Origin of the sequence: Oerskovia sp. NPDC060338, from assembly GCF_042726295.1 — a bacterium.
Taxonomy (GTDB): Bacteria; Actinomycetota; Actinomycetes; order Actinomycetales; family Cellulomonadaceae; genus Oerskovia; species Oerskovia merdavium.
In genome coordinates, this window is sequence record NZ_JBHXCQ010000002.1 from 400013 (window position 1) to 413623 (window position 13611).

At 71.3% G+C, this 13611-nt stretch carries 13 protein-coding genes and 2 riboswitches; of the genes, 10 read left to right on the forward strand and 3 right to left on the reverse strand.

Going from position 1 to position 13611, the window contains the following annotated elements:
• The first annotated feature begins 184 nt into the window (after window positions 1-184).
• The 5 genes from ACFWGN_RS03850 (at window position 185) to ACFWGN_RS03870 (ending at window position 6120) form a co-directional block, all read left to right on the forward strand.
• Complete coding sequence (locus ACFWGN_RS03850; protein ID WP_377615749.1) at window positions 185-1495, forward strand: extracellular solute-binding protein; 1311 nt, start codon at window positions 185-187, stop codon at window positions 1493-1495.
• A gap of 164 nt (window positions 1496-1659) precedes the next feature.
• Entirely contained in the window at window positions 1660-2622 is a 963-nt protein-coding gene (locus tag ACFWGN_RS03855; protein ID WP_082609058.1) for a carbohydrate ABC transporter permease, read from the forward strand.
• 2 nt (window positions 2623-2624) lie between these two features.
• Entirely contained in the window at window positions 2625-3566 is a 942-nt protein-coding gene (locus tag ACFWGN_RS03860) for a carbohydrate ABC transporter permease (protein WP_191804342.1), read from the forward strand.
• A 2-nt stretch (window positions 3567-3568) separates the two neighbouring features.
• Complete coding sequence (locus tag ACFWGN_RS03865; protein ID WP_377615750.1) at window positions 3569-4753, forward strand: LacI family DNA-binding transcriptional regulator; 1185 nt, start codon at window positions 3569-3571, stop codon at window positions 4751-4753.
• 68 nt (window positions 4754-4821) lie between these two features.
• Window positions 4822-4941, forward strand: a riboswitch (SAM riboswitch).
• A gap of 531 nt (window positions 4942-5472) precedes the next feature.
• Window positions 5473-6120, forward strand: coding sequence for a nucleotidyltransferase domain-containing protein (locus ACFWGN_RS03870; protein WP_377615751.1), 648 nt, complete (start codon window positions 5473-5475; stop codon window positions 6118-6120).
• A 131-nt stretch (window positions 6121-6251) separates the two neighbouring features.
• Here the strand turns inward: ACFWGN_RS03870 and ACFWGN_RS03875 are convergent, their stop codons facing one another.
• Together ACFWGN_RS03875 and ACFWGN_RS03880 are read right to left on the reverse strand one after the other, a co-directional pair.
• A complete protein-coding gene (locus ACFWGN_RS03875) occupies window positions 6252-6905 on the reverse strand; it encodes a chitinase (protein ID WP_377615752.1) in 654 nt (217 codons plus the stop codon).
• Window positions 6906-6995: 90 nt separating this feature from the next.
• Window positions 6996-8066 carry a hypothetical protein gene (locus tag ACFWGN_RS03880; protein WP_377615753.1) on the reverse strand — a complete coding sequence of 357 codons (1071 nt, stop codon included), beginning with the start codon at window positions 8064-8066 and terminating at the stop codon, window positions 6996-6998.
• Window positions 8067-8137: 71 nt separating this feature from the next.
• Here ACFWGN_RS03880 and ACFWGN_RS03885 point away from each other — a divergent pair, with 71 nt between their 5' ends.
• Window positions 8138-8599, forward strand: coding sequence for a hypothetical protein (locus ACFWGN_RS03885; RefSeq protein WP_377615754.1), 462 nt, complete (start codon window positions 8138-8140; stop codon window positions 8597-8599).
• A gap of 85 nt (window positions 8600-8684) precedes the next feature.
• On the opposite strand, the gene ACFWGN_RS03890 is transcribed toward ACFWGN_RS03885, so the two are convergent.
• The gene (locus tag ACFWGN_RS03890) at window positions 8685-9704 is read right to left on the reverse strand and encodes a glycoside hydrolase family 19 protein (protein WP_377615755.1); all 1020 of its coding nucleotides are present in this window, start codon (window positions 9702-9704) and stop codon (window positions 8685-8687) included.
• 334 nt (window positions 9705-10038) lie between these two features.
• Here ACFWGN_RS03890 and ACFWGN_RS03895 point away from each other — a divergent pair, with 334 nt between their 5' ends.
• The 4 genes from ACFWGN_RS03895 (at window position 10039) to ACFWGN_RS03910 (ending at window position 13586) form a co-directional block, all read left to right on the forward strand.
• Window positions 10039-10437 carry a hypothetical protein gene (locus ACFWGN_RS03895; RefSeq protein WP_068709938.1) on the forward strand — a complete coding sequence of 133 codons (399 nt, stop codon included), beginning with the start codon at window positions 10039-10041 and terminating at the stop codon, window positions 10435-10437.
• A 56-nt stretch (window positions 10438-10493) separates the two neighbouring features.
• Window positions 10494-11561, forward strand: a complete 1068-nt coding sequence (locus ACFWGN_RS03900; RefSeq protein WP_377615756.1) for a hypothetical protein — start codon at window positions 10494-10496, stop codon at window positions 11559-11561.
• 194 nt (window positions 11562-11755) lie between these two features.
• Window positions 11756-12553 (forward strand): hypothetical protein, encoded by a 798-nt coding sequence (locus ACFWGN_RS03905; protein WP_377615757.1) that lies wholly within the window; start codon window positions 11756-11758, stop codon window positions 12551-12553.
• Between the two features lie 95 nt (window positions 12554-12648).
• Window positions 12649-12766, forward strand: a riboswitch (SAM riboswitch).
• A 58-nt stretch (window positions 12767-12824) separates the two neighbouring features.
• Window positions 12825-13586: a hypothetical protein gene (locus ACFWGN_RS03910; protein ID WP_377615758.1), complete on the forward strand. Its 762-nt coding sequence runs from the start codon at window positions 12825-12827 to the stop codon at window positions 13584-13586.
• Window positions 13587-13611: the final 25 nt, after the last annotated feature.

Here is a 13611-nt window from a genome sequence, read left to right on the forward strand (position 1 = left end):
CGTCGCTGTGCACGATCACAGGTGTGATCGACCGTGCAACACCTAGGTAACAGCATGAAACATGATGTTGACAAGACCATGCAGGGCGTGAGTACTGTGACCGTGCACAGCCCCACACTGTCGTGAGTCGCCCTGGCCCAAGCCCTGGCGAGAAGCGCGATGGTTCCTTGACGAGGAGGACCTCATGCGCCTGTCCACAGGCACGAAGGCAGCGGCGATCATCGCCTCCGCCGCACTACTGATGACCGCTTGCAGCTCGGGTGGCGGGTCGGACGCTCCGGCCGCCGACGGGCCCGTCGAGCTGACCTTCTGGACCTGGGCGCCGAACGTCGACAAGGTCGTCGAGACCTGGAACGCCGCGAACCCGGACATCCATGTCACGGTCAACAAGCAGGACGGTGGCGACCCCGCCATCACCAAGCTGCTGACCGCGGTCAAGGCCGGCAGCGGTGCGCCGGACATCATGCAGACCGAGTACCAGAAGATCCCCACGTTGGTCTCCGCCGACGCGCTCGCCGACATCTCGGGCGAGGTCGCGGACCTGGCGGACCAGTTCCCCGAGGGCGTCTGGAACGACGTGACGCTCGGCTCCGACGCGGTCTACGCCGTGCCGCAGGACTCGGGCCCCATGCAGTTCTACTACCGCGCGGACATCTTCGAGCAGCTCGGTCTGACCGTCCCCACGACGTGGGACGAGTACGCCGCGACCGCCGCCGCCCTGCAGGCCGCCGACCCGACCAAGTACCTCGGCACGTTCTCCGCGACCGACGCGGGCTGGTTCACGGGCCTCTCGCAGCAGGCCGGCGCCTCGTGGTGGGGCATCGACGGCGACGCGTGGACCGTCGCGGTCGACGACGAGGCGACGCTCAAGGTCGCTGACTACTGGGGCGGTCTCGTCGAGTCCGGCGTGATCGACAACAAGCCCATGTACACCCCCGAGTGGAACGCCGCGCTCAACAACGGCACGCAGATCGGCTGGCTCTCGGCCATCTGGGCGCCGGGTGTCCTCGAGGGCAACGCCCCCGACACCGCTGGCCTGTGGAAGATGGCCCCCATGCCGCAGTGGGACGCCGCCAAGCCCGCGACGGGCAACTGGGGCGGTTCCGCGACGGCCGTGACGAGCCAGTCGAAGCACCCCGCCGAGGCCGCGCAGTTCATCGAGTGGCTCAACGCCTCGCAGGAGGGGGTCGACCTCCTCGTCGAGCAGACCGGGATCTACCCCGCGAACATCCCGGCGTCGGCCGAGGCGCTCTCCGAGCCGCCGACGTTCTTCGCGAACCAGCCCGACTTCTACGAGATCGCGGCCCAGACGGCCAAGACCGCGGGCAGCTTCACATACGGCCCGAACGTCAACGTCACCTACTCGGCGTACAACGACGAGTTCGGCAAGGCCACCGAGGCGAAGTCGCAGGCCGCCTTCACGGCCGCGGTCGAGGCCATGCAGAAGGTCACGCTCGAGGACCTGAAGAGCTCCGGCTTCAACGTCAAGGAATAGGCCCGACGGCGGTCGCCCGGTTCGTCCGGGCGGCCGCCCTCCCGTCGCTCACCCGAGCGGCGACCCCCGCGGAGCCCGGCGACGGGCGCCCGCACCCCACCTGTTGCACCCGTGCTTCGGCACCCGCCTGCTCTCGACCGGCGGAGACCTCCTGAGGAGAGATCGTGACCACGACCACGCCAGTGCGGCCGAGCGCGCCGCCCGCGGCGCGACGCCGCCGACCGGGCGCGTCCCGGCGCCAGGCAGCCCCCTGGGGCTTCCTCGCCCCGGCGATCGTGCTGTTCGTCCTCTTCCTCGCGCTGCCCATCGCGTACGCGGTCTACCTGAGCTTCCGGACCGAGAAGGTCAGCGGGCTCGGGCTCGGGTCCGGCGCGCGGACCGAGGTGTGGAACGGGTTCGCGAACTACGCGGCGTCGCTCGCCGACCCCGAGTTCCTCGCGTCCGTGGGGCGCGTCGCGCTCTACGGCGTGATCGTCGTGCCGACCATGCTCGGGCTCGCGCTGCTCTTCGCGCTGCTGCTCGACTCGCGCCGGTCGCGGGCCACCAAGTTCTCGAGGATCTCGATCTTCCTGCCCTACGCCGTGCCCGCGGTCATCTCGTCGCTCCTCTGGGGCTTCCTCTACCTGCCGGGCGTGAGCCCCTTCTACTACGTGTTCGACCGGCTCGGCTGGGACGTCCCGTCGCTGTTCTCCTCGGACCTCGTGATCTTCGCGGTCGCGAACATCGCGGTGTGGGGCGGCGTCGGCTTCAACATGGTCGTCATCTACACCTCGCTCCGGGCGATCCCGTCGGAGCTGTACGAGGCCGCCGAGCTCGACGGCTGCAACCAGATCGGGATGGCGTGGCGGATCAAGATCCCCATCGTCGTCCCGTCGATCATCATGACGTTCGTCTTCTCGATGATCGCGACCCTGCAGGTGTTCGCCGAGCCGACGACCCTCAAGCCCCTGAGCAACACGATCTCCAGCACGTGGACCCCGCTCATGAAGGTGTACCGCGACGCCTTCATCCGCGGTGACCTGTACTCGGCCGCCGCGACCTCGGTCATCATCGCCGTCGCGACGTTCGTCCTCTCGTTCGGGTTCCTGCGCCTGGTGCAGAGCCGTGCCTTCGGTCAGGAGAAGTGACCATGACTACCGACGCCGCAGAGACCGCCCTGGTCGCCGAGACCTTCGACTCGCGCCCCGGGGCGGTCGTCAAGAAGTCGCGCAAGGCCCCGCGGACGGGGCACCGCTCAGCGGGCGACCGCCCCAGCGGCGCGGCGACAGCGATCCTGCTCGTGGGCGCGCTGTACTGCCTGCTCCCCGTGCTGTGGGTCGTCGTGGCCTCGACCAAGTCGGGCAGCGAGCTGTTCTCGACGTTCACGTTCGCGCCCTCGTCGCACTTCCTGGACAACGTGTCGGACCTCAACGCCTACCGGGGCGGGCTGTTCTGGCGGTGGATGGCCAACACGGCCCTCTACGCGGGCATCGGCGGGCTGCTCTCGGTCGTCGTCTCCGCGATGGCGGGCTACGCGCTCGCGAAGTACCGCTTCCGGGGCAAGACCGCGGTCTTCAACATGCTGCTCGCGGGCGTGCTCGTGCCCGGTGTGGTGCTCGCGATCCCGCAGTATCTGCTCCTGGCCCAGGCCGGCCTGACCAACACGTACTGGGCCGTGCTCCTGCCGAGCATCATCAGCCCGTACGGGATCTACCTCGCACGCATCTACGCGGGGGCGTCGATCCCCGACGAGATCGTCGAGGCCGCGCGGACCGACGGCGCCGGTGAGCTCCGGACGTTCGCGCAGGTCGCGATGCCCATGATGGCGCCCGGCCTGGTGACGGTGTTCCTCTTCCAGTTCGTCGCGATCTGGAACAACTTCATGCTGCCGTACATCATGCTCGGCGACGACAAGCTCTTCCCGCTCACGGTGGGCCTGTCGGGTCTGCTGAACCAGGGTGCGTCGCAGCCCGCGCTGTACACGCTCGTGATCACGGGCGCGCTGCTGTCGATCGTCCCGCTCGTGGCCCTGTTCCTCCTGCTGCAGCGCTACTGGCAGGTCGACCTCGCCGCCGGCGCGGTCAAGGCCTGAGGATGTCCCTAGACTCACGTGTCGTGGAGCAGTCCGGGAACGACGTCGTACCCCAGCCCGTCGACGCCGTGCGTGAGGACGGTCGCGGAGCCGCGCACGACGCTGCGCCGGGGGCTGTGCGCGACGCCGCGCCCGGGGCCGGCCCGCAGCCTGCACGCGAGAGGCGAGCGGCGCCGTCGGGCAACGGGGCGAAGCGTCGCCCCACGATCCGCGACGTCGCCGAGGTCGCGGGCGTCTCGCGCGGCACCGTGTCGCGCGTGATCAACGGCGGGCACTGGGTCTCTCCCGACGCGCTCGCGGCGGTCAACGAGGCGATCCGCACCACGGGGTACGCCGCGAACCAGCACGCGCGCAGCCTCGTGACGGGGCGGTCGAACTCGATCGCGTTCCTGCTCACCGAGCCGCAGCACCTGCTGTTCGAGGACCCCAACTTCTCGATCCTGCTGCGTGGCGCGGCCGAGGAGCTCGCGAAGCGCGAGATGCCGCTGCTGCTCATGGTCGCGGGAACTCCCGAGGAGCGTCGCCGCATCGGCGGGTACGTCGCGGCGGGGCACGTCGACGGCGTCCTGCTCATCAGCTCGCACCAGGGCAACCCGATGCTCGCCGAGCTGCTCAAGCAGAAGGTTCCGACGGTCGCCTGTGGTGTGCCGCTCGGGTACGAGGGGCGCGTCGGGTACGTGGCGGCCGACGACCGGGCCGGGGCGCGCACCATGACGCAGCACCTGCTCGACTCGGGGCGCACCCGGATCGCGACGATCACCGGGCCGCTCGACACGCCCGGTGGGACGCTGCGGCTCGACGGGTACCGCGACGCGCTGGGCGACCGGTTCGACGAGTCGCTGGTCGCGCACGGCGACTACTCGCGTGAGCGGGGTCGGCTCGCGATGGCCGAGCTGCTCGAACGGCGCCCCGACCTCGACGCGGTCTTCGTGGCGTCCGACCTCATGGCTGCGGGGGCGCTCGTCGCGCTCCAGGCCTCGGGGCGGAGCGTCCCGGGGGACGTGGCCGTGGGCGGGTTCGACGACTCGGGGGTCGCGGCTTCGCTCCACCCGGCGCTGACGACCATGCGACAGCCGTTCGAGCGCATCAGCGCTGAGATGGTGCGGCTGCTGCTCGAGGTCGTCGAGGGGCAGGAGCCTGCGGCGATCACGCTGCCGACGTCGCTCGTGGTGCGGGACTCGGCCTAGGCGAGTTCCGAGGTCGGGGTGCCCGGGGTGATTTGTCCTTGTGTGTCCTGTCTGGCAGGGTGGGCACCGGTCACGAGCGACCGGTGATACGCCCTCCGCGTGCCGGTCCGGCAACCGCGTTCCCGCGCACGGTGCCTCTGAGGAAGACCCGCCCGACCCGGCATCCGGGCCTTCGGGAAGTGCGAGGTCGAGGTCACGTTCGTCGTGGCCTCGACCCTTGCCCGGAAGCGCCTGCTGCGCCTGCTGCGCCTGCTGTGCCGCTGCCCCACTGCCCCGCTGCGCCGGGTCGCCCCGTTGCCCTCGCCGCCTGAGCCGCCCTCGCTGTGCGCAGCGCGGTCCGCGGTCCGCGGTCCGCGGTCTGAGATCGGCAGCTCAGGTCGCCGACTGCCTGCGGTGAGCGTGTTGTCCACAGATCCCCGGCCTTCGCTCCGCGTGCCGTCCTGAGCCGCCATCCTGTCCGTGAGGCATTCGGACCAGGGGGCGCTCCGACTCGTGGCATTCGGTCGGCCGTCGAGACAGGGGCATCGCCTGGAGGCGTTGCGCCTGCGCGTGGGAGCGGTCGGCGGACGGTGGGCGGCGAAGCCGAACCGGGGGGAGGGGCGGGTGTGTTTTCTCTGTAGCCCCAACAATCGTGGTGGCTACAGAAAAAGCACACCCGCCCCCGGAGGCCCGTGAGGGTGGCCGGGCCCCGCGGATCAGCGACACACGAGGGGAAGCGGATGGACTGGAGCAGTCCCGTCTCGGCGGTCGTGCCCGGGCTCGAAGGGCCGGTCCTGCGTGCGCTCTGGAACCGTCAGGGCGAGCTCACGGGTGGGCAGGTGCATCGCGTCGCGCACGCCGGATCACCGGAAGGCGTCCGCCGCGCCCTCGCGCGGCTCGAGCGGCAAGGGATCGTCCAGCGGCGGGCCGTCGGGTCGACGAACTACTACCGGGTCAACCGTGACCACCTCTGCTGGCCCGGGATCGAGGCGCTCTTCGACGCGCTGCACCCCTGGTGCGACCTACGCCGACGCATCGACGAGCTGCTCCACGAGGTCGTCCGGGACGACGGTCTCCGTCGGTCGGTCGGCGTCGCGGTCGTCGGGTCCGCCGCTCGCGGCGACGGCACCGCGGCCGACGACCTGGACCTCCTCGTCGTGGTCCCTGACGACCTCCCGACGTGGATCGCCCACGAGCTCGCCGACCAGCTGCGTCGCGACGCAGGAACCTGGACCGGCAACGACGTGGACGTCCACCTCCGCACGATCGCGTGGCTCGACGCCGAGCGCGACCGCCCCAGGGCCCTCGAACGGTGGGCGCACGACGCCGAACAGGTGCTCGGGCCACCCGTGCACGAGCACCTGCCCCTCGTCGTCCTCCCCGACTGACTGCTGGCGGGCAGGCACCGCAGCCTCGCGTCCCCGCGACCGAGCCCAGCCCGCTCCGTAGCCGCCCGCGCGGAGCTGAGCCTCGCCGCACCCGACGGCGGAGGGTGAGCCCCGCCGTCGGGCGACGGACCTCAGCAGGTCAGGTTCTCGCCCGTCGTGGTGCCCAGGAGCTCTGCGAAGCGGCGGAACAGCGCGACCCGGTTCGCGACCTGGCGCGGGTTGCCGCCCTCGCACTCGAGCGGGCCGTTGATCGCCCGGATCGTCTCGCGAAAGCCGTGGTCACCGACGATCGCCTCGTGGCACGTCATGGTGCCCTCTCCCGGCTGCGTGTTCCAGTACCAGAGAGCGGTCTTCCAGGCCACGGTCGCGTCGGTCTCGACCAGGAACGGATCGTTCAGCAGGTCGATGCCCAGGGCGTCGCCCGCCGCCTTGTAGTTGAAGTTCCACGAGAGCTGGATGGGCCCCTTGCCGTAGTACGCGTCCTGTCCCGCAGGGCAGCCGTACGGCTGCGACGGGTCGCAGTAGTGCGAGTACACGGTCGTGTCGAGCTCCCTCACGTGCAGCAGTCCCGTGCTCTCGTGGCTCACGTTCGCGAGGAACGCCGCAGCCTCACGCGCTGCGATCACCGGCCCGCCCGACGTCGCGAACTCCGGGTACGCCGCGGTCGCCGCGACCAGACCCTCGTACGTGTAGAACGGGTTGCGGTCCGGGAACATCTCCTCGAACTGCGCCTCCGTCACCACGAAGCCCGTCGCGATGCCGCCCGTCGAACCTGTCTCAGCCATGAGCCACCCTCTCGTCACCGGTCCCGACAGGCCGCTGGGTCGAGGCTCGACGACGAGCGGTCGACGGCCGGTCGGCGTTCAGCGGTCACCCTAGGGGACGGTCATCGGCTCCTCGGCATCGGTGTGCAGAGCGCTCCGGGACAGGTCGTCCGGCGTGGTGCTGCCCGCGTCCGCGGCCGGCTCCCCGCCCGCGTCGGCAGCCGACTCTCCGCCCGTCGCGCGGTAGACGAGAGCCGCGAGGAGCCCTGCCGACCAGCCGAGGACGAGCGGCCAGAAGAGGCTCGCCTGGACCGAGGACAGTGCCAGGTTGACCGTCGTCGAGCGCAGCTCGCCCACCGCGAAGGCCATGACCGAACGAGTCGCGGCGGCCACCGAGGCCGCCGCGATCGCGACGAACCAGACCGCGAGCACCAGGCTCCAGCGGCTCGCACGCGGAGGCAGCCGCCGGGTCGCGAGCCACGTGCCCCCTGCGACGACGAGCCCCACGAGCACCCCCAGACCCATCTCGAGCGGCTCGACCACGGGCCTGCCCGTCGTGAAGCGCCAGGCCATCGCGCCCGAGGTGACCTCGGCCAGCAGGTCGACCGGGCCGCGAGCGCTGCGGTGCCACACGAGCCACGACCCCGCGGCGCCGACGCCCGCCCAGACGAGCGCCCCCGCGCCGCCCGCGACGAGCACCGTCGGGTACGCACGGGCTCGCAACGGCTTGCGCGCGCGACGCGTGGCCGGGAGCGAGGACGCGTCGCGCCGGCTCGTCAGGCTCAGTGTGCCGACGACGACGAGCCCGACGAGCCACCCCGCGCCCAGCCCCCACGAGCTGCCGTCGAACGACGCCGTGAGCAGCAGGAACGCGGGGTTGTCGGGGGAGGGGAACGTGACGTCCGCGACGACGTCGGCGACCGCGCCCGCGACCCCGCCCACGACGACCCCGAACCAGGTCCCGAGGAGCACGGCCCACGTGCCGGTGCCGCGAGGAAGGCGTCGCGTCGCGAGATAGGTCATCGCGACGACCACCGCGCCGGCGAGCAGCCCCGCAAGGACCGTCTGCCCCTCGAACGGCGCGTCCGCCGAGCGGTTCAGCAGCGCGCTCCCGACCCACAGGACCGACGTGAGGAGGCCGGCGACGAGGACGACAGGTTCTCGGCGTGACGTCATCGGCATCCCGCGAGGGTAACGGACGCAGATGGCCCGCGCGGTTGCCGGTCGGGCCGCCCGCCCGGATCGTGGGAGACATGCATCTTGAGCGTGGCACCTCCCGCTTCCCGGTCGACGTCCTCGTGCGGTCCCTGGCGATCGGCACCGCTGCGGGGAGCCGTGCCTCGCTGGGAGTCGCGCTGCCCCTGCTCACCTCCTCGGCCACGGGCCGGGGGGCCACCGTGGCCAAGGTGGTCGCGGGGCTCGGGATCGTCGGTGAGGTCCTGGGCGACAAGCTGCCGGGCGCCGGGTCGCGCCTCGAACCGCCAGGACCCGTGATCCGCATGACGTCCGGTGCGATCGGGGCCCTCGTGCTCGCCCGCCGGGCCGAGGCCGGTGTGCTCCTGCCCGTGCTCCTGGGTGCGGCGGGAGGCGCGGCCGGGACCTGGGGCGGCGCGGCGTGGCGGGCCGCGTGGGTCGGGAAGGGCCCGGACTGGCCCGCGGCCGTCGCGGAGGACGCTGTCGCGCTCTCGCTCGCGGGGTTCGCGGTGCGGCGCTGAGCCGCTCCACCCCCTGCTCGCCCGACGGCGGAGCCCACCTTCCTCGGGGAAGGTGAGCTCCGCCGTCGGGCAGCAGGGCGGGGGCTCAGCAAGTGAGGTTGGACCCCGTGGTCGTGCCGAGGATCTGCGCGAAGCGCTGGAACGCCGCGATGCGGCTCTGCACCTGCGCGGGGTTGCCGCCGTTGCACTCGAGCGTGCCGTTGATCGAGCGGATCGTCTCGCCGAAGCCTGCGCCGTTGACGATGGCCTGGTGACCCGACATGGTGCCCGGGCCCGACTGCGTGTTCCAGTACCAGAGGCCCGTCTTCCAGGCCACGGCCGGGTCGGTCTCGACCAGGTACGGGTTGTTCAGCAGGTCGATGCCCAGGGCGTCACCGGCGGCCTTGTAGTTGTAGTTCCACGAGAGCTGGATGGGGCCTTTGCCGTAGTACGCGGACTGGCCCGCGGGGCAGCCGTAGGACTGGCTCGGGTCGCAGTAGTGCGGGTAGTTCGCGGTGTTGATCTCCTTGACGTAGACCAGGGCGCCCGTCTCGTGGTTCACGTTGGCGAGGAAGGCCGCGGCCTCGCGCTTGGCGACCTCGGTGCCGCCCGACGTGGCGAACTGCGGGTACGCGCTCAGGGCGTTGACCAGGCCCTGGTAGGTGTAGAACGGGTTCCGGTTGGGGAACATCTGGTTGAACTGGGCCTCGGTCACGACGAAGCCGGTCTGGTTGCCGCCGCCGTTGTCACCACCCGTGGTGCCGCCGGTCTCTCCCGTGCCGCCGCCGTTGTCACCACCCGTGGTGCCGCCGGTCTCTCCCGTGCCGCCGCCGGTCGAGCCGCCGCACGTGCCCTGGTCGCGCCAGACTCCCCGCTGGCCCGTGGTGCCGGGCGTCTCGCCCTGCGTCCACCAGCCTGCCTTCCAGTTGTGGCCGCCGGTCGAGACGACCGCGCCGCCCGTGTAGACCGCGGACGCGCTCCACGGCGCGGCGCACGGCTCGGCCGCGGAGGCGCGGGGGGCGAGGACCGTGGCGGTGACCGACAGCGCCGCGAGGGCCGTCGTGAGGAGCAGGGCGAGCAGGGCCAGCGTCGTCGCTGGCCGTCGGATCGTGTGCGTGGTGCGCATGTTCGTACCTCTCGTCGATGACAGGGGACGACTGCGAGCCTGGCGGGGGATTTGTCCGATGGTCAACGCACGTAGGGGGTACTACGTAGGTGGGGGCCGGTCGTGGCGTGGCTCGGCTGAGCGTCCCGGTCCGGGAGCAGGGGTGCGGACCGGACGCGCTCGGGCGCCTGGGGGCGGGGGTGTTTTCTGTGTAGCCGCCACAATTGTGGTGGCTGCGCAGAAAACACCCCTCTGGGTAGTCGCACCCTGCAGGCGCGGCGACATGGCCTCGTCGTGCAGCAACTGCCTGTGTGCATCTATTGTACATGTGCACTTGGTGCACTACGTTCGTGGCATGGCCTCCGACAAGAACGCACCGCACCGCACCGACGGGCTGCCGAGCCTGGCCTCGGCCCGCGCCGCCCTCGAGGCCGCGGCCGGACTCGCTCCCGAGGAGGCCGTCGCGGCTCTCGCCGAGGCGCGCGTCCAGCTCGACGCCGCGCTCGACGAGGCCATGGCTCAGGCCCTGCTCGCCGGTCACTCGCTCCGCTCGGTCGCGGCGGACGCGGGAGTCGCACCCAACACCGTCCCGCCCCGCGTCGCCCGCACCGCGGCGCTCGGCTCCTACCGCGGACCCGACGACCGCGTGACGGCAGAGGGAGTGACCAGGGCGCGCTACGACGTCGAGCAGGGGAAGCACGTGAGTGCCGCTCCCGAGGCGACCACGCCGCTCCGCTTCCGCCGCCGCACCTGATCCACTCCCTCTCGCGCACCATCAGCCGCACCGCCCCACGACCCGAGGAGTACTCCATGGCCGACGCCACCTCCACCCACCTGTCGATGCTCCTCGACCGGTCGGGCTCCATGCAGTCGATCAAGGCCGCGACGATCGCGGGCTTCGACGAGTTCATGCTCGAGCAGCGCGGTGTCACGGGGCGCTGCACCGTGACGCTCGCGCAGTTCGACAGCGAGTACGAGGAGGTCTACGCCGACCGGGACGTCGCCACCGTCCCGTCGCTCGACCTCCAGCCCCGAGGCACGACGGCTCTGCTCGACTCGATCGCGCGCCTCGTCCACTCGACGAGCGTGCGGATCGCGCAGCTGCCCGAGGACCAGCGGCCTGCGACCGTGATCGTCGGGATCATGACCGACGGCCACGAGAACGCCTCGAAGGAGTACACGCACGCCGCGATCAGGGCGCTCGTGACGGAGCGCGAGACCGTGTTCGGCTGGACGTTCCTCTACATGGGGGCCAACCAGGACGCGATCGAGGTCGGAGAGTCGATCGGTGTCGCCCGCGAGCGGTCGCTGACCTACGAGGGCGTCTCGGCAGGGGCCGCGTACGGGGCCGCGTCGGCGAGCATGGCCCGCCTGCGCACCGGGGTCGCCGACGGCGCCGCGCCGGCCGTGGCCCGCGACACGTTCGCGGGGTTCACGACCGCCGAGCGCGACCTGGCTGCGGGGAACGGCTCGCCCGCCGGGCGTGTGCGCACGGCCCGGCCGGCGCCCGCGGTGGCGCGCCCGGCCGCACCGCCCGCGGTGCCGACCGCACGGCTCACCGAGAGCGAGCTCGTCGCGTGGCTCACGCAGTGGCGCGACACCACGTCGGCCACGAGCATCGGCGACCGCGCGACCTACGGTGGCCGCAAGCTCATCGACGCCCAGGTCGCGGGCCACGACGTGTTCCTCAACGCCGACACGTCGCGCGGCGCGGTCGAGCAGCTCCTCGCGCACGCGGCGCGGGGCCCGCTCGTGTGGTCGGCCATCACGAACCGGAACGGGGTCGTCAACAAGATCACGTTCCAGTCCGACGGCGCCCGCACCCCCGGCTGGTACTGCTACCTCACGGCCGCGCAGGCGGGGGAGGGGCGGCTGTGAGGTGACGGTGCGGTGTTGCGGCCGTGAGCGACGTCCGTGGCAGGTCACGGCCGACCTCGTCGGGTAGTCTTCCCGATCGTTCGGGCTGAAGACCATCACGCCCGTCGACGAGGCAGGGGGCTTCGATGGAGGATCCGCGGACGGCACCGAAAGCTGGGGCGGTCAGGCGGCACGTTCGCTGGGCCGTGCCGCTCGTGCTCGCACCGATCGCCTACGTCGGCTGCATGGCGGGCATCGCTGCCCTCGACCGGGGAGAACAGACGGACAGCTCGACCTTGCTCGTCATGCTCCTGCTCCTCCTGGGCGCCGTCGTCGCGCCGATCTCCCTCGTCGTCCTTGCGGTCGTCAAGGCCTCCGCGACGTATCGCGATCACCGGCGCAGCACGGGACGGTTCCGCGCGGCCGAGCTCATCGACATCCGACGGCGCGACGCGTCCGCGCGCGGGTGGCGGGACGCCCAGGCGCTGCGCCAGCAGCTCCTCGCGGGAGAAGTACCTGCGACCCTGGCCGTCTGGGACGTCGTCCCGTACGCGAACGAGGAGTACTTCTGCGACGTCCCCATCGGCTATGCCCGGTACTACGGCACGGACGTCAGCTACTCGCAGACATCGGGCTTCTTCTACGGTCGACCCTTGTTCGTCGCCGCAGGCCTGGCCGTGACCGCGCTCTCCAACGGCGCTCAGCGCACTGCCGCCCGGAACAAGGCTCGGCAGCAATGGCGTGAGCAGTGCATCAGCAGGCTCGTCGTGAGCAATCACCGACTTCTCGTGCAGACGCGAGGCCGGTGGCTCTCGTTCGACTACGCGTCGATGACAGCCGTCTTCCCGGAACCCACGAGCTGGGGGCTCGTCTGCCAGTTCTCCGAGGCGGAACCGCTCCTGCTCACCGGAGATCATGCACCCTTCGTGGCCGTCATGACGCTCTACCGGACCCACGGTGAACGTGCGCTGCGCGAGCACCCCAGCCTGGCGCTGCTCACCGTAGGCGGCTGAGGGGCGCAGTGTCGGGGGACGGACGGTCCGCCCCCGGTGCGGGCCACCGTCGCCCGATTTGCGCACAACCACGGGGTTCTAGTACAAATGCCCCAGGTCAAGAGTGACCGGCGAAACGCCCTCCGCGTGCCGGTCCGGCAACCGCGCTCTCTGCGCACGGTGCTCCAGGAGGAAGACCCGCCCGCTGCCGATCGGTAGCGGGAAGCGCAGGGTCGTCGACCAGCCCGGACTTCGGTGCTGGTCGGCCCCCTTCCTCGACGAAGGAAGAAGCATGATCGAACCGTTCATCAACCCGAACCCCGCCCCCGACCAGGTCAGCCCCCAGACCGCCTGCACGGCCCAGGTCACCCTCCGGCAGGTCCTGCTGGAGGACGCATGCGAGGCGATCGTCGGGGACGACGCCTTCCCCATCCAGTGCTTCCGGCACCCGGTTGCACAGACCCCGTTCGATCGGGCCGAAGGCTGCGGCATCGTCCCCTCGGTGCTCTGCGTGGTGTGCCGGCGCAACGCCCGCGAGCTCCGGCGAGGGGTCACGACCGGGTTCACCGCGCCGTGCGTCACCTGCCACGAGGTCTTCGCGATGCTCGAGCGGGCAGCCGCCGACATGACCGGGGCCTTCGACCGCGTCGTGCGCCACATTCCGAAGGGCAACACCGTCGTCACGACACCGCAGACCGCTCGAAGGTGGCACGGGATGTTCACCGAGGTGGTCGCGCGAGGGGCTCGGCCGTTCCAGCTCGACACGGGCTTGATCGGGCGCATCGATCCCGTCGGTCAGTCCGTGCACCCCGCCGTCCAGCGCGACGGCCTCGCACCGCTCGACCCCCAGTTCGTGTACGTCCGGCTCGCCGAGTGGGAAGCCCTCGTGCCCCGGGACCTGCGCTCCGTCTCCGACCGCCTGCGCGCAGGGATCGAGGTCCAACCCGGCAGGGTCGAGGCCGTCGTCGTCCGTGAGAAGCCCACCTCCTGGTTCGACGACGTCGTCGCCGTCGCGCTCATCCACGAAGCCATGCGAACGGGTGAAAAGCCGTGACCAGGGCGACGTGTCCGCCCGCGGG